The sequence below is a fragment of the Amorphus suaedae genome (genome assembly GCF_053629675.1).
Genome location: NZ_JBRJIT010000001.1, coordinates 242,399 through 268,041 on the forward strand (window position 1 = coordinate 242,399; position 25,643 = coordinate 268,041).

At 69.1% G+C, this 25,643-nt stretch carries 23 protein-coding genes and 2 pseudogenes; 8 read left to right on the top strand and 17 right to left on the bottom strand.

Features of this window, described 5'->3' with window-relative positions; genetic code table 11:
- Nucleotides 1-21: 21 nt before the first annotated feature.
- From AB7M35_RS01095 to AB7M35_RS01125, 7 genes are all read right to left on the bottom strand, one after another.
- Complete coding sequence (locus AB7M35_RS01095) at nucleotides 22-843, bottom strand: hypothetical protein (protein ID WP_453956535.1); 822 nt, start codon at nucleotides 841-843, stop codon at nucleotides 22-24.
- Between the two features lie 161 nt (nucleotides 844-1,004).
- Nucleotides 1,005-1,328, bottom strand: a complete 324-nt coding sequence (locus tag AB7M35_RS01100) for a hypothetical protein (RefSeq protein ID WP_453956536.1) — start codon at nucleotides 1,326-1,328, stop codon at nucleotides 1,005-1,007.
- Between the two features lie 118 nt (nucleotides 1,329-1,446).
- Nucleotides 1,447-2,475 (bottom strand): AraC family transcriptional regulator ligand-binding domain-containing protein, encoded by a 1,029-nt coding sequence (locus tag AB7M35_RS01105; protein WP_453956538.1) that lies wholly within the window; start codon nucleotides 2,473-2,475, stop codon nucleotides 1,447-1,449.
- Nucleotides 2,476-2,565: 90 nt separating this feature from the next.
- Entirely contained in the window at nucleotides 2,566-3,156 is a 591-nt protein-coding gene (locus AB7M35_RS01110) for a nuclear transport factor 2 family protein (protein ID WP_453956540.1), read from the bottom strand.
- 178 nt (nucleotides 3,157-3,334) lie between these two features.
- The gene (locus tag AB7M35_RS01115) at nucleotides 3,335-4,786 is read right to left on the bottom strand and encodes a DUF1254 domain-containing protein (RefSeq protein WP_453956542.1); all 1,452 of its coding nucleotides are present in this window, start codon (nucleotides 4,784-4,786) and stop codon (nucleotides 3,335-3,337) included.
- A 495-nt stretch (nucleotides 4,787-5,281) separates the two neighbouring features.
- Nucleotides 5,282-6,697, bottom strand: coding sequence for a carotenoid oxygenase family protein (locus AB7M35_RS01120; RefSeq protein WP_453956544.1), 1,416 nt, complete (start codon nucleotides 6,695-6,697; stop codon nucleotides 5,282-5,284).
- A 143-nt stretch (nucleotides 6,698-6,840) separates the two neighbouring features.
- Nucleotides 6,841-7,668, bottom strand: coding sequence for a helix-turn-helix transcriptional regulator (locus AB7M35_RS01125; protein ID WP_453956545.1), 828 nt, complete (start codon nucleotides 7,666-7,668; stop codon nucleotides 6,841-6,843).
- Between the two features lie 97 nt (nucleotides 7,669-7,765).
- Between AB7M35_RS01125 and AB7M35_RS01130 the strand changes: the two genes are divergently transcribed.
- Complete coding sequence (locus AB7M35_RS01130) at nucleotides 7,766-8,668, top strand: SDR family oxidoreductase (RefSeq protein WP_453956546.1); 903 nt, start codon at nucleotides 7,766-7,768, stop codon at nucleotides 8,666-8,668.
- Between the two features lie 78 nt (nucleotides 8,669-8,746).
- Here AB7M35_RS01130 and AB7M35_RS01135 read toward each other — a convergent pair whose 3' ends face one another.
- Nucleotides 8,747-9,493: an SDR family oxidoreductase gene (locus tag AB7M35_RS01135; RefSeq protein WP_453956547.1), complete on the bottom strand. Its 747-nt coding sequence runs from the start codon at nucleotides 9,491-9,493 to the stop codon at nucleotides 8,747-8,749.
- 95 nt (nucleotides 9,494-9,588) lie between these two features.
- On the opposite strand from AB7M35_RS01135, the gene AB7M35_RS01140 reads away from it, so the two are divergent.
- From AB7M35_RS01140 to AB7M35_RS01150, 3 genes and pseudogenes are all read left to right on the top strand, one after another.
- Nucleotides 9,589-10,503 carry an AraC family transcriptional regulator gene (locus AB7M35_RS01140; RefSeq protein ID WP_453956549.1) on the top strand — a complete coding sequence of 305 codons (915 nt, stop codon included), beginning with the start codon at nucleotides 9,589-9,591 and terminating at the stop codon, nucleotides 10,501-10,503.
- A gap of 256 nt (nucleotides 10,504-10,759) precedes the next feature.
- Nucleotides 10,760-12,424, top strand: a pseudogene (locus AB7M35_RS01145) (methyl-accepting chemotaxis protein); the annotation flags it as partial.
- Between the two features lie 212 nt (nucleotides 12,425-12,636).
- On the top strand, nucleotides 12,637-12,861 hold the full coding sequence (locus AB7M35_RS01150; protein ID WP_453956550.1) for a BrnA antitoxin family protein: 225 nt from the start codon (nucleotides 12,637-12,639) through the stop codon (nucleotides 12,859-12,861).
- 21 nt (nucleotides 12,862-12,882) lie between these two features.
- Here the strand turns inward: AB7M35_RS01150 and AB7M35_RS01155 are convergent, their stop codons facing one another.
- The 6 genes and pseudogenes from AB7M35_RS01155 to AB7M35_RS01180 all read right to left on the bottom strand — a co-directional run bounded on the left by AB7M35_RS01155 (nucleotide 12,883) and on the right by AB7M35_RS01180 (nucleotide 18,287).
- The gene (locus AB7M35_RS01155; protein WP_453956552.1) at nucleotides 12,883-13,293 is read right to left on the bottom strand and encodes a DUF1801 domain-containing protein; all 411 of its coding nucleotides are present in this window, start codon (nucleotides 13,291-13,293) and stop codon (nucleotides 12,883-12,885) included.
- Nucleotides 13,294-13,620: 327 nt separating this feature from the next.
- Nucleotides 13,621-13,878, bottom strand: a pseudogene (locus tag AB7M35_RS01160) (RSP_7527 family protein); the annotation flags it as partial.
- Nucleotides 13,879-14,267: 389 nt separating this feature from the next.
- The gene (locus AB7M35_RS01165; protein WP_453956553.1) at nucleotides 14,268-14,660 is read right to left on the bottom strand and encodes a DUF6481 family protein; all 393 of its coding nucleotides are present in this window, start codon (nucleotides 14,658-14,660) and stop codon (nucleotides 14,268-14,270) included.
- A 133-nt stretch (nucleotides 14,661-14,793) separates the two neighbouring features.
- Nucleotides 14,794-15,978 (bottom strand): PepSY-associated TM helix domain-containing protein, encoded by a 1,185-nt coding sequence (locus AB7M35_RS01170; protein WP_453956555.1) that lies wholly within the window; start codon nucleotides 15,976-15,978, stop codon nucleotides 14,794-14,796.
- A gap of 117 nt (nucleotides 15,979-16,095) precedes the next feature.
- A complete protein-coding gene (locus AB7M35_RS01175) occupies nucleotides 16,096-17,358 on the bottom strand; it encodes a vWA domain-containing protein (RefSeq protein WP_453956556.1) in 1,263 nt (420 codons plus the stop codon).
- Nucleotides 17,355-18,287, bottom strand: coding sequence for an AAA family ATPase (locus AB7M35_RS01180; RefSeq protein ID WP_453956557.1), 933 nt, complete (start codon nucleotides 18,285-18,287; stop codon nucleotides 17,355-17,357). Before AB7M35_RS01180 ends, AB7M35_RS01175 begins: the two co-directional genes overlap by 4 nt.
- Before the next feature lie 259 nt (nucleotides 18,288-18,546).
- On the opposite strand from AB7M35_RS01180, the gene pcaD reads away from it, so the two are divergent.
- The gene (pcaD, locus tag AB7M35_RS01185) at nucleotides 18,547-19,335 is read left to right on the top strand and encodes a 3-oxoadipate enol-lactonase (RefSeq protein WP_453956559.1); all 789 of its coding nucleotides are present in this window, start codon (nucleotides 18,547-18,549) and stop codon (nucleotides 19,333-19,335) included.
- Nucleotides 19,336-19,434: 99 nt separating this feature from the next.
- On the top strand, nucleotides 19,435-19,941 hold the full coding sequence (locus AB7M35_RS01190) for an Lrp/AsnC family transcriptional regulator (protein WP_453956560.1): 507 nt from the start codon (nucleotides 19,435-19,437) through the stop codon (nucleotides 19,939-19,941).
- A 21-nt stretch (nucleotides 19,942-19,962) separates the two neighbouring features.
- On the opposite strand, the gene AB7M35_RS01195 is transcribed toward AB7M35_RS01190, so the two are convergent.
- A complete protein-coding gene (locus AB7M35_RS01195; protein WP_453956562.1) occupies nucleotides 19,963-21,030 on the bottom strand; it encodes a TerC family protein in 1,068 nt (355 codons plus the stop codon).
- Between the two features lie 278 nt (nucleotides 21,031-21,308).
- Here AB7M35_RS01195 and AB7M35_RS01200 point away from each other — a divergent pair, with 278 nt between their 5' ends.
- Entirely contained in the window at nucleotides 21,309-23,399 is a 2,091-nt protein-coding gene (locus tag AB7M35_RS01200) for a molybdopterin-containing oxidoreductase family protein (RefSeq protein WP_453956563.1), read from the top strand.
- Between the two features lie 150 nt (nucleotides 23,400-23,549).
- Nucleotides 23,550-23,873: a hypothetical protein gene (locus AB7M35_RS01205; protein ID WP_453956564.1), complete on the top strand. Its 324-nt coding sequence runs from the start codon at nucleotides 23,550-23,552 to the stop codon at nucleotides 23,871-23,873.
- Nucleotides 23,874-23,877: 4 nt separating this feature from the next.
- Here the strand turns inward: AB7M35_RS01205 and purN are convergent, their stop codons facing one another.
- Complete coding sequence (gene purN, locus AB7M35_RS01210; RefSeq protein WP_453956565.1) at nucleotides 23,878-24,537, bottom strand: phosphoribosylglycinamide formyltransferase; 660 nt, start codon at nucleotides 24,535-24,537, stop codon at nucleotides 23,878-23,880.
- On the bottom strand, nucleotides 24,537-25,607 hold the full coding sequence (purM, locus tag AB7M35_RS01215; RefSeq protein WP_453956566.1) for a phosphoribosylformylglycinamidine cyclo-ligase: 1,071 nt from the start codon (nucleotides 25,605-25,607) through the stop codon (nucleotides 24,537-24,539). Before purM ends, purN begins: the two co-directional genes overlap by 1 nt.
- Nucleotides 25,608-25,643: the final 36 nt, after the last annotated feature.

Consider the following 25,643-nt stretch of genomic DNA (forward strand, 5'->3'; position numbering starts at 1 on the left):
GGCCGGCCCGCCTGCGCCCCTTCAGAAGGTGAAGGACGCTCCGATGATCGGACCCTGGATCGTGGTGTCGAATTCGAACGGGCCGCTCTGGTAGTCGACGCTGATCGCGCGGTAGCCGGCGACGGCGGAGATCCGGTCGGAGAACTCGTAACCCACCCCGCCGAGCAGATCCCAGGCGAACTTCGAGCCGCCTCCGCCACCGAGCGCCATGCCGGTCAGATAGACGTGATCGGTGAGATCGATCCGGCCCTTGAGGCCGCCCATGGCGTCGACCCAGGTGGCGTTGTCCTCGAAGCCGCGGCCATTGAAGAAGCCGCCGTTGAACGAAAGTTCGTTCCGGACCGACCAGAGACGCGCACCGCCCACCACGTCGAGGCGGGCGTTGGCGAGATCCACGACCGAATAGCCGGCGAGGGCTGTCGCTTCCATGGTCGTCGAGCCGAAGCTGACATTGGAGGCCGCGATGCCCAGCGGCGTCGTCTCCTTCGTGGAGAGCTTCAGATAGAGGAAATCCGTGGTGAGGCTGAACCGGCCGCGGCGGGCCTCACCTGCGACCATGAGTGAAAAGTCGAGGTCGCTCAGAATGTCGGAGAAGCTCATGTCGACGTCGACGCCCGGGGCCCCAAAGGACGCCACGGTGCCGGACATGCCGGCCGCCCAGAAGTAGGGGGCGATGCTGATCGTCAGCTCCGGCTGCGAGGCCGCCTTCGAAACGGGGGTCGGGGCGGGCCCCGCGAGGTCGGCCGCGCGAAGGGTCGGGCTGGCGAGAAAGACGACGGCCGCGCCCACGGCGGCCAGTGCCGCTCGCGACGGCATCGGGAACTGCAACAGATCTATCCGCATGTCGCCCCAAGGGCCTCCGTCTCGTGAAATGCCAGCGGCGTCGTTCGAAGGTGCCGGACATATCCGGGCTTCATGGTCGGCGCCCTGGCCGGATCATTCCTGTCGATCAAGTCAGTGGAATTGGCCAGAAAAGTCTCGGAACTCGAGGCTCGGCTGCCCGATCAGGCGGCGGCGTGGATCCGCTCGGCGACGTCGCGGGCCACGTAGCGTCCCTTCCAGGAGCGCTGGGGCGCGAACAGCCAGCTCAGACCGCTCTCGGAGAGCCGGGGGAAGAAGTCGCGGGTGATCTCGGCGATGAACAGGCGATCGGCCTTCCCGATTGCGGCGCGCAGGCTGCCGAAGATCGCATCGGCTTCGCGCCCCGTGTCGATGAGCCAGAGATCGTCGCTCACCCGGTAGGTGTCGCCGAAGCGGTCGGCGAGTTCGCGGTCGAACGCATTCGCCCGCGCTTCGTCCGACCCGTAGTAGACCGAGTAGACCGTCATGCCCCGTCCCTCCGCATTCCCGCCGTCCGCAACGTGCGGCCGGCAGGGATCAGCTGTCGCCACCACCTCAACGGTATAAAGAGCAGGCGGGTGGGGGGCTTGGCATTTCACGCCAGCGCTACGGGTGAGGGCGCGCCCGGAACTCCGACGGCGTGCAGCCCATCCAGCTCTGGAACGCGCGGGTGAAGCTGGCGTGATCCTCGTAGCCGAGAAGCATCGCGATTTCGACGATCGGCCGGTCCGTTTCCCGCAGGAGGCTGAGCGCCCGCGCGCTGCGGGCCGCGCGCACCACGTCGCGGTAGGTGTAGCCCTTCTCGCCGAGCTGGCGCTGCAGGCTCCGCACGCTCGTGCCGGCCATCCGGGCCGTTCCGTCGATGTCGCTCTGCCCGTCGAGGAGCCTGAGTGCCACGATGGCCGAAATCGAACGCGCCGGCTCGGGCGCCCGCGACAGCACCAGGTCGGCGAACACCTCCCGCAGCGTGATGATCTCGGTGCCGTTCGCGGTGTCCCGGGGGCGCCGGGCGAGCAGATCTGCGGGGGCGAGGGCGATCCCGGTGGCACGGCGGCCATAGTGGATCGGCACCTGCAGCCGGTCCTCCAGCAGCCGGGCGTCGGGGTCGCGGAAATAGGAGACCTCGATCCATTTGGGTGCCCAGCGGGGCCCGAGATACTCCCTCGCGATGAGGATCATCGGCCCGATCATGTGATCGGCGTGATGGATGGACGCCAGGCTGAAGGAGGGGCCCATGCAGCGCCAGAGCGCGTGGTCGTCGCCCCTCAGGAGCTCCAGCCGTCCGCTGACGGCGTGGGCGCGCAACGTCCGGCAGTATCGTTCGATGGCCTCGCCGAGCGTCGGCGCGGCCGCGCCGTACATGCCCCACAGGCCATAGCCCCAGGCTTTCGCCATCTCGAAGCCGACATCGAGCCCGAACGTCCGGTCGCCCAGCAGATGCGCGCATCGTTCGAAGACGCCGATCATGGCGCTGAGCGGCAGGGGCGTCTGCGGCGCGTCGATCACCGCGAGGGGAAGGCCTTCCTGGGCGAAGGCCTTCCAGAGTTCCCGCTCGCCCGCCCGTTGTTCGAAGACCGTTGGAAGCGGGCCGAATCCGCTCGCGCGGACGAGCGACACCGACTCGTCAAATGCCATTCGCCCCCCAACCGGCGAAGAATGCGAAGTCTCACCGTTGGTCATGACGAATGTCGGCCGGACGCGCAAGCGGATCGCGCGTCCGGTCAGCTACTCCTGGAATGCCGCGTCCGGGAAGTCGTGCCAGCGCTCGATCTTCCAGCCGTCCGGGCCTTTCGTCAGCCAGCCCTCGTAGTTGAGGCTGGAGACGGCGCTGAAGGTCTTGCCGTCGTTGGCATTGGTCAGCAGTCCCACCACGCTGACATGCGCCGTGTCGGCGGTCTGGTCGAGGAACAGGACGTTCGACATCAGGTGCCGGCGCAGGTTGCCGGAAGTGCGGAATTCCTTCATCCGCTCCGTCCAGAAGGCGCGGAAGCCTTCGCCCGTGAACGATATCGGCGTCTGACCCGGGATGCCGGCGACGAACACCGCATCGGCGGTGAACAGGCCGAGCCAGACGTCGGCCTCGCCGTTGTCGTAGGCGAACGAGTAGGCGGTGATCAGGTTGGCGATCGCCGTGCGGTCGGCGACGTCGAAATCGGTGCGGCCCGGATTGCCGGCCGGCGCGTAGGACCGGAGCGCCGCAACGTCGGCGGCAGCGGTGGCGCCAGGCGGGATCGCGGTGTCGCTGGCCGAGGCCGACCCGGCAGCAAGGCAGGCGAGAAGCGGGATCGCCAGGGCCCCGCGCACAAACGGATTCATGTGTCTCTCCAGGTGTTGGGCTGCGCTGGACGCCCTTCGCGGTCGCCCGGCGCTTGGGCGAGGGCGGACGCCACCCGTCTCTCGGCCGGCGGGGCACGGCGCATTCGGGACGAGGTCGGCCGCCGGGCCGGAAGCCCGGCGGCGCGCGTGGATCGTCGGCGGCGTCCGCCGGGCGGTGCTATTGCGCCGTGTGGGTGGAGAGCTTCTGCACCCTGGTGATCCCGGGGGGCGCCCATTTCCCGATCAGCGCCTCGGGACGCGGCGCGTAGAGGCGCATCGTCACGTTGAACGGCCCGTCCGGCGCCGGCAGCCAGTTGGCCTCCTTGTCCGCGCCGGGGCTTTCGTTCTGGAAGTAGAGGTCGACCGAGCCGTCCGGGTTGCGTTCCAGCGGCATCCAGCTGGAGAGGGCGAATCGGTTCAGGCTGTTGGCGACCTGGAAGCCGTCGTTGTCGTAGATGGTGACCGACCAGAAGGCGTCGACCGGCGGGATCTCGGACGCTTCGAAGTGCAGGACGTAGTCGTTGGCACCGTCGAGCGGCTGACCGTTGCTGTCGGTGAGCGAGATCGGATAGATGGCGTCCTGCGGCACGTTCGCGCCGAGGCCGATCTGCGCCAGGATCGCGCGCTTCAGGTAGTAGTTGCCGTAGACGCCGACCGTGTCGACGTCCATCGACCACCCGTTGACGGCCTCCGCAATCGTCGGCGCCTTCCAGGCCATCAGCTGCTGGGCCGTCTTCGGTGCGGCCGCGATGGCCGCCTTCACGACGGGATCGGCGCCGTCGACGTCGAAGCTCTCGCCCTGCCGGATGCCGAGACGCTCCAGGCGCGCCAGGATCGGCTGGTCGGTCGCGTGCGGCGGGGCGGTCTTGAGGAGCTCGGCGGCGTAGGTGAAGTAGTCCTTCCCGCCCATCGTATCGACCTGGATCTTCGGAGGCGTCTTCGTGTCGACGGTCGGGTCCGGCGAGAAGGGCGGCTCGCTGACCTCCTGGCCCCACTTGGAGAGCGGCGTGACCTTGTAGCCGTCCTGGATTTTGTGAACCGCCGCGTAGTCGGACGGCCCGTCGGTCTTGGTGCGCCCAATGACCCAGACGAACGGCGTCGGCGCCGCGATCCTCTGCGTGTTCTCCGGAAGCCCCTCGGGGAGGTCCCGGCCGGCTTCCGGCTGCCAGCCTGGCGGGGTCACCAGGAAGTTCGCCGCCTCGGTGCCGGTGGTCCGCCAGCCGGGCGAGGCGAATACGTCCGTCCACATGTCGAGCATCGGGAGCAGGTAGTAGCGCCCGTCGGTATCGGGAGCCGAGACGATCATCGGCTCCTCTGTCAGGTCGAGAAAGGTGGCGGAATAGAGCGTGTCGAAGTTCGGTCGAACGACGGCCTTCTCGTCGGCAGATGGGTAGGCGCGCACGTTGGTGAACCAGTTCTCCGCGCCGCCGAACGGATTCTTGGCCGGATCCAGGCTGGTCATCTGCCGCCGGGTCAGGTCCATCGTGACGAGCGGATAGAAGTAGAGATAGGCCTCCACCGCGATGGTGTTGGCGTCATCCTGTGTCAGGGTCCGCGCCTGGCCGGCGCCGGTCCCCGCGAGCAGGGAGGCGGCGACGACCGCTCCCGCCATGACTGATTTCAGGTTCATTGTGTGTCCCCACCCCAAAAAATGGTCGTTCTGCCAATCGGGCCGCCGCGGCTTCAGGGAGCCACGCCGGTCCGTTCCCGCTTCATCAAGTCTGGCGCGTCACGCCGATGCCTTGCCGCTTCGCCCGGGGGCTGGCGGGTTCCATGAGCGCGCGAGCACCGCGCCTCCGGCGGTTGCCGCCGATGGTCGCAAGCGGATCGTTGATCTTGCTCCCGAAGGCGAAGGGCATCCAGCCGTCGGTTCGTGGCGTCGTCGCCGGACAGAACGCAGCCGCACCGCGGCGACGCGCGAGGGGACAATGAAACCAATCCGCGTCGCCCGGCTTTGCATTTCCCGCCAGACACCGGAGGTTTGCACACGGATCCGCGGGGCAGGGCGTCACGGCCCGGATCCGTTCGCCGCCCGGGCCGGCCGCAAAGCCCGTCGCGACACCCCCATCAGCGGATTCTGCGTGAGCGGGAAAAAAGCCCTTGCCCACCCGGCGGCAGGCAGAACCTACCGTCCGACCCAGGTTCCGTGCAGCCCCTGGGGCACGCGCTGGGGCATGCGGATGACGGCGACCGGTTCGCGGCTGGGGTCGGCGGCGTCGAGGAGGACGAGGTCGCTCATCATGGCGGCCGGGTCGGTGGCGAAGACGGCGAGGTAGCCGTCGTCCTCGGCCGAGGCGCCGGGCCTCGGGATGAACACCGGCTCGCCGGCGACCCTCTCGCCGAGATCGTGGGTGCGGGTGACGCCGCTTTCGGTGTCCACCTTGGTGATCGTGTTGAAGGTCGCGGACGGGTGGGGCCCGTGGGTCAGCGAGCCTGAGAGCTGCGGCACGTAGACGAAGCGTGTCGCCTGGGCCTCCAGCCGGTCGTTGACGCGCGGAAACTCCGTGGCGAAGTCGGAGATCCGGGCGTCGCGGATCCGCCGCGCCGCCGGATCGAGCACCAGCCTGTGCAGATGGGGCGCTCCGTCCGCGCCATCGGGGCCCAGGCTGAACTCGGGGTGGCGCACATAGTCGATGACGATCGAGCCGCCGCGCTCGAAGCCGTTGGCGAAATGGTAGACGAAGAAGGGCTCCGCCTCGAACAGCGTCGGGTCGCCGCCGTCGAGCTCCATCACGGCAATGGTGGTGCCGAGCTCCGGCCGCCAGGCGAGGAACGGGCCGCCGTGCTGCGCCGCCTCGATGTCGAAGATCGCGGGTCCGACCAGCAGGACGACGTGCCTCTCGGTCAGCACGAAGTCGTGGATCATGCTGGAGGCGGGAAGCGTCACGACGAAATTGTCGGCGAGGCGCCCGGCGGGGTCGATGCGGCGGACCTGCACCTCGGGGCTGCCGGGATCGTAGGCGATGGCGAACAGGTCGCCGGTCGCCGGATGGCGGCGGTTGTGGGCGCCGATCGGCAGCGGGCGGTCGGTGCCGGCGGTCCATTCGCCGAGCGTCTCCAGCTCCATCGTCATCTCGTAGGCGGCTTCCGCCTCGCCGAGCGCCAGCAGATGGCCGCCGTGCGCCAGCACGTTGATGAACGCGCCGTTCTTGAACGGGCTGCCGGCCTCGCCCGCCTGAAGCAGCGCAGGATCGATGGGCATCGGCGCCATCAGCCCGCCCCAGACCGCGCGGCCGGCGCGGCGTTCGACGGCGAGCTCGCGCGTCTCCACGAAGCGGTTGCGGTAGCGGGCGCGGCCGTTGTCGAAATAGACGGCGTGCACCATGCCGTCGCCGTCCAGCGGGTAAGTGTAGGAGAGTGGCTGGAACAGCGGGTTCGGCCCGTTGCGCATGTAGGCGCCGGAGAGATCCTCCGGGATCCGGCCGGCGACCACGGTGAGGTCGGCCACGTCGATCTCGCGCGCCACCGGCGTGAATACGCCGCTGAGGTGCGGGTCGTGGGAATGCCAGGTCGGGTCCTCGGGGCGCGGCGCGGCGGTCATCGGCGGGTCCTTCGACGGGCGGGACGAAACCCATGGGCGTCGCGGCGGGGAGGCCGGCGCCAGACGGTCACGCCGAAGCGTAAGCGCGCCGCGTGTCGCGCGCAATCTGGGGTCGTGTCCGGGCGGAACGCGCGGAAACGGGCTTACCGGCTCTCGAGGAACGCCGCCACGCGCCGGGCGATGGCCTCCGTGGCGGGGCTGTAGACCATCATGGTCAGGTCCGGCCGCCCCTCCACCGAGAAGGTCGAGAACTCCAGCTCGATCGGTCCGAGTTCGCGGTGGTGGAGGCGCTTCAGGCCATCGCCGTGGCCGGCGATCTCGTTGTCGCGCCACAGCGCCGCGAACTCCGGGCTCATGGCGGAGAGCTCCTCCACCAGCTTGCCGATCTCGGCGCCGGCGCCGGCGCGCGCCGCATCGGCCCGGAACGCCCCGACCACGAAGCGCGCGACGGCGAGCCAGTCCGCCTGGGCGGCGCGGACGCGCGAATTGGAGAACATCAGCCGCAGCACGTTGCGCTGGTGGGGAGGAAGCTCGGCGTAGTCCGTCAAAAGAGCGGCCGCTGCCCGGTTCCAGGCGATGACGTCCCAGGTCGCGGTCCGGATGAGGGCGGGGCAGGTGGGCATGGCGTCGAGCACGCGCTGCAGCCGCGGCGTGATGGCGCTTTCCGGCCCGCGGTAGCGCGCCTCGGGCGGGTGGCCGAACGCCAGGATGTGCAGGTGCTCGCGCTCCGGCTCGGTGAGCATGAGCCCGGCGGCGATGCGCTCCAGCACGTCCGCCGACGGCGCGCCGCCGCGGCCCTGCTCCAGCCAGGTGTACCAGGTGGGGCTGATGTTGGCGCGGCTCGCCACCTCTTCGCGGCGCAGACCCGGCGTGCGCCGCCGCCCGGTTGGGAAGCCGAAGCTGGCCGGATCGAGGCGCATGCGGCGGTCGCGCAGGAAGGTGCCGAGGGGATTGTCGTCCGGCCGGGGCATGGCGAGCCTATTGAGATCTATACCATGATAAAGTCACGTCTTTAAGAGGAAGAAGATTGGGCCATCTTGCCTCTCCTGACAACTCGGAGAGGTTTCCATGCGTGTTTTCGTGACTGGCGCGACCGGCTTCATCGGATCGCGGATCGTGCCCGAACTGCTGTCCGCCGGCCATGAGGTGGTGGGCATGACACGGTCTGAGGAGGGAGCGCGGTCGCTCAAGGCGGCCGGCGCGACCCCTCATCTGGCCACCCTCGAGGATCTGGCCGCCGTCGCGGCCGGCGCCGCCCAGGCCGACGCGGTGATCCACACGGCGTTCGACCACGACTTCTCGCGCTTCGCGGAGAACTGCGAGAAGGACCGGCGGGTGATCGAGGCGCTGGGATCGGCGCTGAAGGGCTCCGACAGCCCGCTGCTGATCACGTCCGCGATCACCATGGGCGACGCCGGCGACGGCCAGCCGGCGTCCGAGGCGGTGTTCAACCCGCAACATCCCAACCCCCGCATCGCTTCGGAGCTGGCGGGACAGCGGCTTCTGGACGCGGGCATCAACGTCTCGGTCATGCGCCTGCCGCAGGTGCACGACACGGTGCGCCAGGGCCTGATCACGCCCTACATCCAGATCTCGCTCGAGAAGGGGGTGTTCGCTTATGTCGGCGAGGGAGCGAACCGCTGGTCGGCGGCGCACATCCTCGATGTCGCTCGGCTCTATGCGCTGGCGATCGACCGCGGCGAGCCGGGCGCGCGCTATCATGCCGTCGCCGAGGAAGGGGTCGCGGTCCGGCGGATCGCCGAGGTTCTGGGCGCCGGACTGGAGCTGCCGGTCGCCTCCGTGTCGCCGGACGAGGCGGCGGAGCATTTCGGCTGGCTCGCCATCTTCGCCGGCCACGACATGTCCGCCGACAGCGCGCTCACGCGTGCGAAGCTCGGCTGGGAGCCCACCGGGCCGGACCTGATTGCCGACCTGGAGGCCATGGACTACGGCGCCATCCGGGTGCACTGACGCGGCCGCGACGTCGGGGGCGGGGCGGGAGAGCCCCGCTCCCGGATGCGGCCTGCCCGGCGGCGGGCGCACGCGGTCTCAGCGCGCCCGGGCAAGCGTGACGGCGTCGGCGCCGGCCGGGAAGCGGAGCTGGCCTTCGGGCGCGTGGACCGCGGTCCAGATCGCCTCGGCGACGTCGGCTTCGGTCGTCGTCAACTCGGGCGCGGCGAAGGCCTCGAGGATCGGCCGGGCGAAGTCGGCGTAGGCGGGCGGGAGCAGATCCGCCACCGGGATGGCGGCGTTCGCGGCGAACCGGGTGGTCGGCGCATAGCCCGGCTCGACGAGCCTCACGCGCACGCCGAAGTGCCCGAGCTCATGGGCCAGCGAGGCGGAGAAGCCTTCGACCGCCTGCTTGGTGCCGGTGTAGACCGCGGCGAGCGGGAAGTCGCCGAGGGTCACGCTGGAGGTCACGTTGACGATCGTGCCGGACCGCCGCGTCCGCATCTGCGGGATGAAGGCCTGGCACATGGCCATCGCGCCGATGGTGTTGGTCTCGAAGAGCTGGCGCACCAGCGACATCGGCATCGCCTCGAAGGCGCCGACGCCGCCGAGGCCGGCGTTGTTCACCAGCACGTCGACCGGCCCGGCCGCTTCCACCAGCGCCGCGATGCTGTCCGCCGACGTCACGTCGAGCGGCAGGACGCGCAGCCGCTCGCTGTCGCCAAAGAGCGCGGGGTCTGGCCGCCGCATCGTCGCGAGGACGTTCCATCCGCGGGAGAGGAAGAGCTCCGCCGTCGCCTTGCCGTATCCGGACGAGGTGCCGGTGATGAGGATCGTCTGGGCCATGTCTGTCTCCTTGGCTGCGATGCGGGGAAGATAGACAAGCCGCCGATACGATATATAATTCAAAGTCCATATAACGTTATGGATCGTCCGGACAGATGGATCCTCTGAGCGACATCATCGCCCTCTTGCGGCCGAGCGCCGCCGTCGCGAAACCGATCAGCGCGCGGGGGCGGTGGGGCGTGCGCTACCGGCCCTACGATGCGCCCGGCTTCACGATCGTTCTGTCCGGGGAGGCGTGGCTCTCGGTGGACGGCAGGGCGCCGCTGCGGCTGGCGGAGGGCGACTTCCTGCTGCTGCCGACGACGCCGGCCTTCTCGCTTGGCAGTGACCCGGGGATCGCGGGCCTGCCGGCGGACCCGCGCGGCGAAGCGGTCCGCCACGGCGAGCCGGATGGCGCGCCCGACTTCGTGGCGATGGGGGGAAGCTTTTCGCTGGAACGGGTCAACGCGCCGCTGCTCCTCGCGCTGTTGCCCGACCTCATCCACATTCGGGCCGCCGAGGGCCGCTCGACGCGCTTCGGCCGCCTGATCGAGCTTCTGTCCGACGAGTGCGTCGCGAGCGATCCGGGGAGGGACCTGATCATCCAGCGCCTGCTCGAGGCCCTGCTGGTGGAGGCGTTGCGCTGGAGCTTCGTCGGCGGCGACGCCGCCTCGGCGGGCATGCTGAACGGACTGCGCGATCCCGCCCTCGCGAGGGCGCTGCGGGCGATCCATGCGGACGTGCGATCCCGGTGGACGGTTGCCGGGCTCGCCCGGATCGCGGGCATGTCGCGGTCGGGCTTCGCGGCGCGCTTTTCCGAAGCCGTCGGGTGTTCGCCGATCGAGTACCTGGCGCGCTGGCGGATCGCGATCGCCAAGGACGCGCTCACCCACGGCGCGAAGACGCTGGACCGGATCGCGGACGACATCGGATACGAGTCGGCGAGCGCCTTCAGCACCGCGTTCCGCAAGCGGATCGGCTGTTCGCCAGGGACATTTGCCAGGGAGCATGGCGGCAGAGCGCACGGTTAGGCGGCCCCGGAGCGGGAGACCACAGGGTGGTCGCGATGGCCGCGGGCGCGCCGGCCGGACCGCGGGGGCGATGCGCTCCCCGCCGACCCCGCCGCCACGTACCGCTAAGGCAGGAATCCACGGCCGCGACACCGTCTCAAGCAGGCCGCGCGGCGGTCATGATCCCGAGGGAGGCGCGCAAGCCCTGGGCAAGTCTCGTGGCGCCAATCTCCGGCTCCCTTCACCCCCCAGGAATCGGGTCATGCGCCTCAACCTCAAGACCACACTGCTTGGTCTCCTCGGCCTCCTCGTCGTCCTCATCATCGGCCAGGGCTGGCTTGCCCTCAGCAGTCTGCGCGACATCAACAACAACGTGAAGAACGAAGCGACGAACTGGGTTCCCAGCATCGATCATGTCAACAAGATCAACACCGAAACCTCCGATCTTCGCATCGAGGAGGCCGCGCACATCCTTTCCACCACGCCGGAGGAAATGAATGAGGCCGAAGCCAACATGGCGCGCATTCTGACGAGCCTCGACAACAACCTGCAGGTCTATGACAAGCTGATCTCCTCGGACGAGGAAAGGGGCATCAACACCCGCTTCCGCGCCAAGTTCGCTGATTACATGAAGGCGCACGACCGGATGATCGATCTGTCCCGCAAAAACCAGAATGCGGAGGCGACAGACCTGTTCAAGGGGGTGATGCGGCAATTGTTCAACGAGTACTCCGAGCTGGCCAATCAGGCCGTCGCGCTGAACAACGAGGGCGCAAAATCCGACTACGCCATGTCGGTTGAAAGCTATTCGCAGACGCGGCTGTTTCTGCTCGCAGCCGTTGTCTTCAGCACGGTCGTCAGTCTGATTGCGATGCTGTTCGCGGTGTTCGGCGTGTCGCGGCCGATCGGACGCATCACCCGGGCCATGGGCCAGGTGAGCGGCGGTGATCTCAAGGCCGACATCCCCTACACCCGGAAACACAACGAAATCGGCGAGATGGCAACGGCCCTTGTCGTCTTCCGCGACAATCTGGCCGAGACCGAGCGGCTGCGTGCGGAACAGGCGGAAGCCGAGAAACGCGCGGTCGTGGAACAGCGGGCGGCCATGCACGCGCTCGCCGATCGCTTCGACGCGGAGGTCTCTTCCATCGTCAGCACCGTCGCCTCCGCCGTGTCCCAGCTGCAGCAGAACGCCAGCAATCTGAGTTCATCGGCGGACGAGACGTCGCAGCAGTCGACCGTCGTCGCGGCCGCCGCCGAGCAGGCGACGTCCAACGTCCAGACGGTTGCGTCGGCTGCCGATGAGCTTGCTGCCTCCGTCCGCGAGATCGGGCAGCAGGTGAGCGTGTCTTCCCAGGTCGTCCGCGAAGCGACGGGGAGGGCCGAAAGCGCCGCGGCGGTCGTCCGCGATCTGGCGGTGAGTGCCCAGCGTATCGGCGATGTCGTCAACCTGATCACCGACATCGCCTCGCAGACCAACCTGCTCGCCCTCAATGCCACCATCGAGGCGGCGCGCGCCGGCGAGGCCGGCAAGGGCTTCGCCGTCGTCGCCACGGAAGTGAAGATGCTCGCGGAGCAGACATCCAAGGCGACTGGCGAGATCACCTCGCAGATCTCGACGGTCCAGGAGGCCACGAACGAGGTCGTGAAGGCGATCGAGGCCGTCTCGGCGACGATTCGGAAGGTTGACGAGATCTCGTCCGCCATCGCTTCCTCCGTCGAGGAGCAGGGGGCTGCCACCGGCGAGATCGCCCAGAACGTCCAGCAGGCCGCCCAAGGCACCCAGGAGGTCTCCACCAACATCGTGTCGGTCTCGTCGGCCGCCAACGATACCGGCCGGGCATCGGCCGAAATCTCGACCGCCGCCAACGAGCTATCCGACCAGGCCGCCTCGCTGCGCAGCCAGGTCGACGCCTTCATCGGCCGCATCCGCGCGGCATAAGGCAGCCTGGGGCCGGCGACGGAAGCGCCGCCGGCTCCAGTTCGAACGGATAGAGGCCATCGGCCCGGGGGCAGGCGCATCCTGAGTCCGGGTCTTTGCCATGCGCCGGAATGGTCGCCGGCCGCTTGCCCCCGCCGCCGTCTGTGCGACACTCGGGATCGGATTCGCCTAACTCGAGCGCCGCCCGCCGGCCGCATCACAGGACCCGTCCCATGGCCCGTCGCCCCACCGATCCCCGCGCCGCCGCCGAGGCGCTGTTCAAGCCGGCCCAGCCGAAGGCCGAGCCGGTCGCCCGCCCGGCGCCGGGCACGCTGCCGCCGGGGCGCGAGATGGTGTCGCTCCGGATCGACCGCGACGTGCTGGAGCATTTCCAGGAAGACGGACCCGGCTGGCAGGACCGCATGAACGCAGCGCTCCGCAAGGCGGCCGGGCTCTAGGGCGTTTGAAGGTCGGGAGACTCAGACCTTCCGGCGCGCTGGGCGTTTGGCGCCCGCGCGGTTGAGGTCCACGGCGGCCCGGACGAGGGCCTTGAAGGCCGTCTCGTCGATCGCATCGCCGTCGTGGACGTCGATGGCGCGGCGGGCATTGCCATCCAGGCTCGCATTGAACAGGCGGGAGGGGTCTTCGAGCGACGCGCCCTTGGCGAAGGTGAGCTTCAGCTTGTCCTTGTAGCTCTCGCCGGTGCAGATCATCCCGTAGCAGTACCAGACCGGAACGCCGCGCCATTTCCAGTCCTCGACGACGTCGGGAACTGCCTCGCGGATCCATCGGCGCAGCTGCGCCAGCGCGTCGCCGCGCCAGTCGGCGAGGGCACGGATCTTCTCGTCGATCTTGTCGGAGGGGGAGGTTGCGGGCGCGCTGTCAGTCATGGCCGGTTGCCTCTTTCGAGACGTCAGCGAAGGGGCTCGGGGAGCACCCTAAAGCCTTTCCCGGCGAAGGGAAATCTGATGCGCTGTCAGCGACAGTGTCGAGCCGGCGGCCAAGATGGCCTATCGGCGTTTGTCATCGCCTGTGGCTGCGGGTCGGCAGCGGCAGGCTGATCCGGACGCCGGCTGAAACCGGCGTCCAGGAGATCGGATCGTCAGGCCGTCGGGCGATCAGGCCGCGAGGCGGATGGTCTCGTCGCGGGCGGCGGTGGCCGGCGCGTCGGTCTTGCTGCCCTCGATGGAGGTGAGTTCGACCGGGCGGCGCAGCGTGCCGGCAACGGCGGCCGGGATGTCGGAGCGGCTCAGGCCGATGTCGCGCAGTTCCTTGTCGGAGAACGCGGACAGCTCGGAGTAGACGCGCTGCATCTGGCGGGCTTCGGCGAAGCTGGCGGACAGCGAGCGAAAGCTGGAGACGACGAAGTGGCCGAAGGCACGGGCGAGACGGGCGGTCTCTTCGGCGCGCAGCACGCGGGCCTGGGCTTCGATGCGGTTCGTGTCGAGCGGCTGGGAGGTCGTGATGTTCTTCATGGTATCATCAGTCTTCGGTTCGGATCGTCCGCATCGGTGCGGACCGGGTGGGGTGTGTTGCCCCTCTGCGACATGAGATAGTCCCGACCCGAGCCATGCGGTACCGTGAATTGTTGCAATGCAGCAATGCGATGGGCGAGACGCTCCGCGGATGCATGGCCGGGTCGCGTCGAGCGCGTGGCGCAGTGCAGCAGAAGCAGGCCCCACGCAAGCCTGGGTCCGGCCGCGGGCCGTCCCTGTGTGCGGGGGCGGGCCAGGGAGCCCCTTCGCCCGGTAGCGGACGGATACAAAAAGGGCCCAGGATGCGGGACCCTGAGCCTGTTGTCGTGGGCTGAACGGACGGCGAGGGCGTCGTCCGTCTGCTTGGCGCGTCTTGGCGCCGGCTGGTCTTAGCGCTGGCGGGCCTTGCGGGCGGCGTACTTGGCGTCGCGCGCCGCCTTGCGGGCGGCCTCGTCCTCGACCACGCGGGTCAGGAGACGGTTCTTCTCCGCGAGCTTGGCCTGTTCCTCGGCTTCCTTGGCGGCGGCGAGCGCCGCTTCTTCGGCAGCCTTTTCGGCGGCGAGGGCGGCTTCGCGTGCGGCTTCCTCGGCCTTCAGGCGCTCCTGTTCCTCGCGCTTGGCCCTCTGGCGTTCTTCGCGGGCGGCGGCAACCGCGGCCCGCTCCTGGCGCTTCGCTTCCATCGCCGGGTCGCTCAGCTTCGCCTTGGCCTTCTCCAGGAGAGCCGCCTTGGCGGCATTCGCGTTGCTGAGGCGATCCTGGAAGTCGTTGTTGCTGTGTTTCAAACCGAGTTTCACCATGTCTGTAAGATATGACCGGACCCCGTCCGGCAATTGCCCACTGGAAATGGGCCTTGTTGAAGAAAAGGTCAATGCGCCGGTCGGGTGTGGCTGCCCCCCGACGCGGTTTTGGCCGACCTTATCCGCCGGCCCGCTGGGCCGCGCGCACTGGTCGCTTGCGGGTGAGCGGCCAGATCAGTCGGCGCCAGGCAAGCGACAGGCCGGTCCACACCAGGAACAGCGCCGCGATCGACGCCAGGCCGGCGACAGTCTGCCCGGCGATGCCGTAGATCTCGCCCGTGTGGATGAAGCGCATCCAGGTGCGGGCCCGCCGGCCGGGGGACTGCTGGTCGCCGCCGGTCGCCGCGACGACGGTGCCGTCGGCCCGCGAAACCGACAGGGTCGTCCTGGCCGCGGGCTGGACGCCGTTGCCGCTATCGACGGTGGCCGTCACCGTCCGCGCGCCCGCCGAGGGCAGCGCCAGCGTGATCGTGCGCCAGTCCGGATCGACGCTCCGGGCGGTTTCAAGCACCCGGTCGAGCGACACCGGGTCGGCGGCGCGCGCGGCTGGGCGTACCTCACGGGCGCCGCCGCCTGCCTGTCCCTGGGCTGCCGCGGGCGGACCTGAGCGCCCCTGGGGCGCCGCCTCGCCATAGAGCGCGAACACCAGACCGTTCGCCCAGGAATAGGAGAACACCGCGCCCGAGACGACGATCAGCACCAGCGGCACCAGCGCCCAGACGCCGAACACGTGGTGCCAGTTGTAGTCGCGGGCCTTCGGCGTCGGCAGCCCGCGGCGAAAGAGCAGCTTGGTCTTCAGGAGCGACCACCGCCAGCGCTTCGGCCACCAGAGAACCGCGCCGGAGACGAGGATGAACAGGAACGCCAGGTTCGCCGCGTCGATGATGGAGCGTCCGATCGGGCGGGCGTCGCCGCTCAGCGCGAACCAGCGGTGAAGCTGTTCGACGGTACCGAAGAAACCATCCACGCGCTCCACGCCGCTGCCCAGGGTCGCGCCGGTGTAGGGATCCAGGAACGCGCGGTCGCGTCGCCCGGCTGTCGCCAGCACCGGGCCTTCCGGATCGCGGGTGAGCACCAGCGAAGCGTCGTCGCCAAGGGCCTCGCGGGCATGCGCCGCCAGGCTGTCCAGGTCGAGCCGCGTCCGGCCTTCCGAGGCGACGGTGAACGCCTGACGCTCGGCGAAGGCGACGATCTGGCGCTCGTAGGTCAGCAGCACGCCGGTTGCGGACAGGAAGAAGACGACGAGGCCGACGGCGACCCCGGCGGCGAGATGGGACCAGAAGACGATGCGGCGGAACGGCATGGTGCGCGAGCTCGACAGGAGAGGCGGCCGAAAGGGTTCATCGGCCGCGGGCCTGACCACGCGTCTACGAGGATCCCGGTGGCGGGGCATTGAGGGAACGCAAGGAACCCTTCATGCCTACGCGGCCATCCATTTCCGCGGATCGGTCTCCAGCGTGCCGCGCTCGCGGCCCAGCGCCTCGACCAGGTCGGCGATGGTGTCGAGCGAGTGGATGGAGCGGAACTCGTCCACGTGCGGCAGCATCGCGCGGATGCCCCGGGCCTTGGCCTCGAAGCGATCGTAGCGCAGCAGCGGGTTCAGCCAGATCAGCCGCCGGCAGGAGCGGTGCAGGCGGTCCATCTCGTGGGCAAGGTCCTCGTCGGAATCCCGCTCCAGCCCGTCGGTGACCAGCAGCACGATCGGTCCGCCGTGCATCACCCGGCGCGACCATTTCCGGTTGAAGTCGCGCAGCGCGGCGGCGATCCGCGTGCCGCCCGACCAGTCCTCCACCGAGCCCGCGCAGGCGGCCAGCGCCTCGTCGGGGTCCTTCATGCGCAGCTGGCGGCTGACGTTGGTAAGCCGCGTGCCGAACAGGAAGGTCGTCACCCGGCGCCGCTCGCCGAGCGCGTGCAGGAAGTGGAGGAGCAGCCGGCTATAAGGGCTCATCGACCCGGAGATGTCGAACAGCGCGACGATCGGCGGGGAAATCTCCGCCGGCTTCTTGAAGGCGAGCGTCATCGACTGGCCGCCGCCGCGCAGGCTCTGGCGGATCGACCGGCGCATGTCGATGCGGCGTCCGCGCGAGGCGGTCACGAAGCGGCGGGTCTTCACCGTGTCCAGCGGCAGCACGAGCGAGCGCAGCGCGATCTTCGCGGCCGCGATCTCCGCCGCGGTCATCTGGGCGAAGTCCTTCTGCTGCAGCACCTCCGAGCCGGAGACCGTGTGGCGGGCGTCGATCTCAATCTCGGGCCGCTCAGTCTCGGTGTTGCGCTCGCGGCCGGCATTGAGCGCCTGCGCGACCCGCAGCGAGCCGGCCTTCGCCTTGGGGGCCGACTGGCGCGGCGGAGCGACCGGCGACAGCAGCTCGATCATCTTCTGCAGCAGGCCGCGGGCACGCCAGAACTGCTCGAACGCCTCGTGGAAGACGGCCTGGTGCTCGCGCTTGGAGACGAACACGGCGTGCAGCGCCCAGTAGAAGTCGTCGCGCCGGGTGATGCCCGCCGCCTCGACCGCCGCAACCGCATCCAGCACGCGCGCCGGGCCGACCGGCATGCCGGCGGCGCGCAGCAGCCGCGCGAAGTGGGTGATGTTGTCGAGGAGCCTGCCGCTCGGGTCGCCGGCCGCATCGGCCGTCGATGCCCCCGCGGCCTCGGGCCGGTCGTTGGCGTCCGGGTTGCTCATAGGGTTGGCTGGGTCTCGTCGGGTTTGGTCTTGATCTGCTCGAGGAGCCGGGTCAGCTCGCTCGCCTGCACCCGGGCGATGTCGTCCTGGTACTTCAGCAGAACGCCGAGCGTGTCGGAGACCACCGCCGGATCGAGCGCGATCTGGTCGAGTTCGCAAAGCGCGGTGGCCCAGTCCAGCGTCTCGGCGACGCCGGGCGCCTTGAACAGGTCGTCCTGCTGGCGCAGCGCCTGGACGAAGGCGACGATCTCGCGCGACAGCGTCTCGCTCGCCTGGGGCGCCTTCAGGCGAACGATGTCGAGCTCGCGCTCGGCCGAGGGATAGTCGACCCAGTGATAGAGGCACCGGCGCTTCAGCGCGTCGTGGATCTCGCGGGTCCGGTTGGTGGTGATGATGACGATCGGCGGCTGGTCGGCGCGGATCGTGCCGATCTCCGGGATCGTGACCTGGCTGTCGGAGAGCACTTCCAGCAGGAACGCCTCGAAGGCCTCGTCGGCGCGGTCGAGTTCGTCGATCAGCAGCACCGGCGGGCCGTTGAGGTCGGGCTCCAGCGCCTCCAGCACCGGGCGCTTCACCAGGAAACGCTCGGAAAAGATGTCGGAAGCGAGTTCGGTGCGGTCGGTCTGGCCGGCGGCCTCCGCGATGCGGATTTCCACCATCTGGGCCGGGTAGTTCCACTCGTAGACCGCGGTGGAGACGTCCAGTCCCTCGTAGCACTGCAGCCGGATCAGCTTGCGGTTCAGCCCGCCCGCCAGCACCTTGGCGATCTCGGTCTTGCCGACGCCGGCTTCCCCCTCGAGGAACAGCGGCCGCTGCATCTTGAGCGCCAGGTACAGCACCGTCGCGAGCGAGCGGCCGGCGACGTAGTTCGCGCCCTGCAGAAGGGCGAGCGTCTCGTCGATCGATCCGGGGACGGGCGTCATCGTCATACGCAGACTCCAAGGGAGGGCCGTTTCAGGAGAGGCGGCATCGCGTCGCCACAGGCGGATGAAGCCCGGGCCTCCCGCTGGTGAGGGATCGGCCGGGCCGGAAACGACGTCACCATGACGCTCCGGCGCGGCGGCTTCAAGCACCGCGGGGCCGCGAAAGCAATTCGCGCGCTCCGCATCTTTCCTCCGCGCCCGGCGCGGATTACGTTTCGCCCCCGCGCTGTACCGTCCGTTTCACTCCGTTCGCGAGGCTCCACCGATGACCACCATCACCACCGACGACGGCATTGCGCTCCATGTGCGTCGCGACGGCGATCCGGGCAAGCCGGCGGTGCTGCTCTCCAACTCGCTCGGCACCGACCTCACCATGTGGGACGATCAGGTCGCGCCACTGGTGGAGCACTTCCACGTGGTCCGCTACGACGTGCGCGGCCACGGCAAGAGCGATGCGCCGGCCGGCGACTACACCATCGATCGTCTCGGCAAGGACGCGGTCGCGGTGCTGAAGGGCTTCGGCATCGAGAAGGCCGCCTTCTGCGGCGTGTCGATGGGCGGCATGGTGGGCATGTGGCTCGGCGTCCACGCCCCCGGCCGGGTCACGCGGCTGGCGCTCTGCAACACCGCCGCGATGATGCCGCCGAAGGACGCCTGGCAGCAGCGCATCGATACGGTGCTTGCCGACGGCATGGCCGCCATCGTCGACGCGGTGGTCGCCCGCTGGTTCACCGAGCCGTTCATCGAGAACGAGCCGGAGAAGGTCGCGCGGGTCCGCGCCATGCTGCTGGAGACGGCGCCGGCCGGATACGCGGGCTGCTGCGCCGCCATCCGCGACATGGACCAGCGTTCGGCGATTTCCGGCATCGGCCGGCCGACCCTGGTGGTGGCCGGCGCCGACGATCCGGCGACGCCGCCGGCGCGCGGCGAGGAAATCGCGGCGGCGATCAAGGGGGCCGAACTTGAGATCCTTCCGGACTGCGCGCATCTCTCCAACATCGAGCAGACCCAGCTGTTCAATGCCCGGGTGATCCCGTTCCTCGCTGCGCGCTGATCAGGTCTGCGCGAAACGTCATTCCCAGATGGCTGCGTCAGGAGTACACGTTTGCACAAAGCGAGGCGATTTCGCCCGATTGTGCAATCGGATACTCCCATGATCACTCTGGACCGTACCGACAAGAAAATCCTGGGCATCCTTCAGGAAGACTGCACGCTGCCCGTCGCCGAGATCGGCCGAAAGGTGGGCCTCTCCACGACGCCCTGCTGGCGCCGCATCCAGCGGCTCGAGGAGGAGGGCGTGGTCACCCGGCGGGTGGCGATTCTCGACCCCGCGAAGGTCAACGCCAAGGTCACCGCCTTCGTGGCGATCACCACCAACCAGCACACCGAAGACTGGCTGGAGCGCTTCGCGACGGCGATCAAGGCGCTGCCGGAGGTGGTCGAGTTTTACCGGATGGCCGGCTCCGTCGACTACCTGCTGCGCGTCGTCGTCGCCGACATCGAGGCCTACGACGCCTTCTACAAGAAGCTGATTTCCAAGATCGAGGTGGCGGACGTGTCGACCACGTTCGCGATGGAGCGCATCAAGTCGACCACGGAGCTGCCGCTCGGCTTCATCCAGCTCGACAAGGACAAGAACCGCCCGTCGCCGTCGTCGTGAGGCGTCGGACCGTCCGCTGGCTCAGCCGAGCCTGCTCGGATCGCGCGTGACGACGGCGGGTTCGTTGGACGGTCGCCGGGGCAGCGGGCCGCCGTTCTCCGACATGTCGGTGCCGACGGCTTCGCTGGTGGCGGTCTTCCGGGGGAACAGGAACGACAGCACGATCGCGCCGCCGATCAGGAACACCGTTACGCCGAGGCTCACGAGGGCCTCCGTCTCGCCGATGAACGCGTCCCAGAGGATCTTGCCGCCGATGAAGATCAGGACGGCGGACAGCGCCGGCTTCAGGTAGCAGCAGCGCGCCACGAGCGCGTCGATCACGAAGTAGAGTGCCCGCAGGTTCAGGATCGCGAACACGTTCGAGGTGTAGACGATGAACGGGTCGCGGCTGATGGCGAGCACCGCCGGGATCGAATCCACCGCGAAGATCAGGTCGGAAATCTCGACGACGATCAGCGCGAACAGCAGGGGCGTCGCCACCAGCGCCACACGGCCCGTCGCGGGGCGTTCCTCGCGCACGACGAACCGTGCGCCGTGCATCCGGTGGGTCATCGGGATGTGGCGCGCCAGGAAGCGGAACACCGGGTTGTTGGCGATGTCGATGGTCTCCTCATGGTCGTGGAGGAGAAGCTTGATGCCGGTGAAGATCAGCAGGGCCGAGAAGAACAGCAGCACCCACTCGAACTTGTGGAGGACGGCGGCGCCGGTTCCGATCAGGATGGCGCGGAACACCATGGCGCCGAGGATGCCCCAGAACAGCACGCGGTGCCGGTGTTCGCGGGGGATCCCGAAATAGACGAAGATCACCGACATCACGAACACGTTGTCGAAGGACAGGCTCTGTTCGACGATGTAGGCGGTGAAGAACTTTGCGCCCGCGTCCATGCCGGCGGTGACCCACACGCCGATACCGAACAGGACGGCGAGGCCCGCGTATCCCGAGGCGAGCAGCAGGCTCTCCTTCATGCCCACGACGTGGGCCCGGCGATGCAGGATCCCCAGATCGACGATCAGAACGATGGCGACGAGTGAAAAGAAGACGGTCCAGAAGACCGGGGATGCGCCAATCGTGTCTGAATCGGGAATCATCGGGGGTTCGCTTTTACGCAGCCGGCGAAGTGTCGCGACCGTAACGCACGTCCTGCTCTGGTATGTGTCGGAAGATCGGTGCGCGGAGCCCCATATGCAAGGGCCGGGGGCGACATCACGTGGGATGATGCGTAGATTGGAACGGAACTGAATTTCCGCTCCCGCTGGCGGACGTGCCGCCTGGCCGTTGCCCGTGGGTCGGAGGACTGCGGGCATGACGGTCGTGCCACGATCGATGCCCGCCTGCCGTTCAAGACCGTCAACCGCAGCGTGACCCGATGAACAAGCCCGTCGTTCGACGTTCAGCCTGTCCCCACGACTGTCCGTCCACCTGTGCGCTGGAGATCGACGTCCTCGACCCGCGCACGATCGGCCGGGTGCGCGGCGCGAAGTCCAACGACTACACGGCCGGAGTCATCTGCGCGAAGGTCGCCCGCTACGCCGAGCGCGTGCACAACCCCGACCGGCTGACGAAGCCGCTGGTGCGGACGGGGCCGAAGGGGTCCGGGCAGTTCGCGGAAGTCGGCTGGGACGAGGCCCTCGACCGGGTGGCCGAAGCCTTTCTGGCGGCGGAAGCGCGCCACGGTTCCGAGAGCGTCTTTCCCTACTACTACGCCGGTACCATGGGGCTGGTTCAGCGCGACGGCATCCACCGCGTCCGCCACCTGAAGCGCTATTCGCGCCAGTTCGACACCATCTGCACCAATCCCGCCTGGACGGGCTACATCGCCGGCACCGGCAGGCTCGCCGGTCCCGATCCGCGCGAGATCGACAGGTCCGACTGCGTGGTCATCTGGGGCACCAACGCCGCCGCGACCCAGGTCAACGTGATGACCCACGCGATCGCCGCCCGGAAGGCCCGTGGCGCGACCATCGTGGCGATCGACGTCTACGAGACCGAGACCGTCCGCCAGGCGGACCTGAAGCTGGTGCTGCGGCCGGGAACCGACGCGGCGCTCGCCTGCGCGGTCATGCACGTCCTGTTTCGCGACGGCTATGCGGACCGCGACTACATGGCCCGCTTCGCCGACTGTCCGGACGAGCTGGAGGCGCATCTGGCCGAGCGGTCGCCGGGCTGGGCCGCCGACATCACCGGGCTCGCGGTGGCCGATATCGAGGCCTTCGCCCGGCTGGTGGGGACGACGCCGCGCACCTTCCTGCGGCTCGGCTACGGCTTCACCCGGCAGCGCAATGGCGCGGTGGCCATGCACGCGGCGGCGTCGATCGCGACGGTGGCCGGCCTCTGGCAGCACGAGGGCGGCGGCGCCTTCCACAACAACGGCGCCATCTATCAGCTGAACATGTCGATGGTGACCGCGGCCGATGCGGTCGATCCGTCCACCCGTCGGCTCGACCAGTCGCGGCTGGGGGCGGTGCTGACCGGCGACCCGGACGTCCTGTTCGGCGGGCCGCCAGTGAGCGCCATGCTGATCCAGAACACGAACCCCGTCTCGGTCTGCCCGGACCAGGAGCGCGTCAAGCGCGGGTTCGCGCGCGAGGACCTGTTCGTCTGCGTTCACGAGCAGATCATGACCGAAACGGCGCGGATGGCCGACGTGGTGCTGCCGGCGACGATGTTCGTGGAGCACGACGACATCTACAAGGGCGGCGGCCACCAGTATCTGCTGTTCGGGCCGAAGCTCATCGACGGCCCCGAGGGCTGCCGCTCGAACCACGAGGTGAACACCGCGCTCGCCGCCCGCCTGGGGGTTCACCACAAGGGCGACGACATGGACCCGCGCGCGCACATCGACTGGATGCTGCGGCACTCCGGGCACGGGACGCTCGCCGAGCTTGAGGAAAAGGGCTGGATCGACTGCCAGCCGCCGTTCGAAGAGGCGCACTATCTGGGCGGCTTCAATCATCCGGACGGCAAGTTCCGCTTCAAGCCGGACTGGACCAAGGTCAAGGCCAACAACAACGGTCCCATGGGCCCGTGGGAGGCGATCCCGGCGCTCCCCGATCATTGGGGCGTTATCGACGGCGCGACCGACGCGTTTCCGTTCCGGCTGGTGACCGCGCCGGCGCGATCGTTCCTCAACTCGACGTTCAACGAGACGCCCGGCTCGATCGCCAAGGAGCGGATGCCCACGGTGATGATCCATCCCGACGATGCCGCCGCGCTCGGCCTGGAGGAGGGGGCGCGGGTCAGCGTCTCGAACCGGCAGGGCACGGTGGTGGTCGCCGCCCGGCTGTTTGCCGGGGTTCAGCGCGGTGTGGTGATTTCCGAGGGGCTGTGGCCCAACGCCGCCTTCGAAGGCGGCCGGGGCATCAACACGCTGACCTCGTCCGAACCGATTGCGCCCTATGGCGGTGCGGCCTTCCACGATACCCGCGTGGCGCTTGCCGCCGCCGATGCCGTGGTCTAGAGCCTTTTTCGAGCAGCTGGAATCGCCGGGAGCGCGGAAATGCGTCCGGATTCAATGTCTTGGGCAACCGCTCTTGGCCGCGCGCACTCGACCGGGGCGGGGCCTGCTCTAGATGGACTCGTCGTTTGAAGACATCGCGGGAGTGTCGGAATGGGTGAGGGGTATGTGATGCGGGCCGGCCGGCTTCTGGCCTCCCTGGGTCTGGTGGTCGCCGTCATGGCGGCCACGCCGTCGATGGCGCAGAACGCGTCGGCGAGCAGCGGGGCGCTGTCCCGCAAGCTGGTGGATGCCTGCGTCTACGATCAGTACCGCCGGCAGGGAAACAGCGACGGCATCCTGAAGCGCTGCCAGTGCGCCGCGCGCAAGTCCGGCTCGTCGATAAGCGCCGACCAGGTCGCCAGGCTCCAGGTCGGGGCGCCTCTCACGGGCTCGGTCCGCGACGAGGTCTACAAGGGCATCGCCGCCTGCCAGTGAGCGATCAGCCGGCGCCCGGCCAGATCAGCGGGGCAGCCGGCTCGCTCGCCCCTACGTGCCGGACATGACCGTCCACAAGTCTTGCCGTCCCGCTTGCCAGGGCGGAGAGCGCGGCCGGATAGATCCGGTGCTCGCAGGCGAGCACCCGGGCCGCCAGCGTCTCGGCCGTGTCCGCGTCCAGCACCGGGACGGCGGCCTGCATGACGATCGGGCCCGCGTCCAGTTCGGCGCTGACGATGTGGACGCTGCAGCCGTGGATGCGCACGCCCTCGGCCAGCGCCCGTTCGTGTGTGTCGAGGCCCTTGAACGATGGCAGCAGCGACGGGTGGATGTTGAGGATCCGGCCGGCGAACCGGTCGACGAATGCGCCGCTCAGGACCCGCATGAAACCCGCCAGGCAGATGAACTCCGCGCCGCTCGCCTCGATGGCCTCCGCGACCGCCGCCTCGAACGCGGCCTTGGTCGCGAACGCCTTGTGGTCGATGACGGAGGTCGCGATGCCGGCCGTAGCCGCGGTGTCGAGCGCGCCGGCACCCGGCCGGTTGGAGATCACGAGGACGATCTCGGCCGGATAGTCGGGTGCCTTCGCGGCTTCGATCAGGGCGGCCATGTTGGAACCGCGCCCGGAGACGAGCACGGCCACGGGTGTCCGGCGGGCGCTCATCACAGGGCCAGGGTGCCGCTGTAGGCGACTTCTCCGTCCCCCTCGACCAGTTCTCCAAGCGGGAAGACGGTCTCGCCGGCCGCGCGCAGCAGATCGGCCACCGCATCCGCATCGTCCGGCGCCACGATCACCACCATGCCGACGCCGCAGTTGAAGGTGCGCAGCATCTCGCCGGCCTCGACCGGACCGGCGGACGCCAGCCACGAGAACACCGGCGGCACCGGGATGCGGTCGAGCGCGATCGCCGCCGAACACGTCTTGGGCAATACACGCGGCACGTTTTCCGTGATCCCGCCGCCGGTGATGTGGGCGAGCGCCTTCACCGCGTCGGGCCGGGCCTTGAACACGCTCTTGAGCGCCTCGACGTAGATCCGGGTCGGCTCGAGGAGCGCGGTGCCGAGGGTCTTCGATCCGTCGAACGGAGCAGGGGCGTCCAGCGTGGCGCCCGCCTGCTCGACGATGCGCCGCACCAGCGAATAGCCGTTGGAGTGGACGCCCGAGGAAGCGATGCCGAGCAGGCGGTCGCCCGCTCCGACGTCGCCGCGCGGCAGCACGCGGCCGCGTTCGACCGCGCCCACCGCGAAGCCCGCAAGGTCGTAGTCGCCCGGCGCATACATGCCCGGCATTTCCGCCGTCTCGCCGCCGATGAGCGCAGCGCCCGCCTGGCGGCAGCCTTCGGCGATGCCGGCGACCACGTCGCGCGCCACGCCGACCTCGAGCCGGCCGCAGCCGAAGTAATCGAGGAACAGCAGCGGCTCGGCGCCCTGCACGACCAGGTCGTTGACGCACATGGCGACCAGATCGATGCCGATCGTCGTGTGGACGCCGGTGTCGCTGGCGAGCTTCAGCTTGGTGCCCACCCCGTCGGTGGCGGCCACGAGGAGCGGATCCTCGAAGCCCGCGGCCTTCAGGTCGAACAGGCCGCCGAAGCCGCCGAGCGAGGCATCCGCGCCGGCGCGCGCCGTCGCCTTGGCGAGCGGCGCGATGGCACGGACGAAGGCGTTGCCCGCGGAGATGTCCACGCCGGCATCGGCGTAGGTGACGGACGGGCGGTCCGGGGTCTTGGTCATTGCGAGGGCAGGCTCCGTTGGGTTCGGCCGCATCCA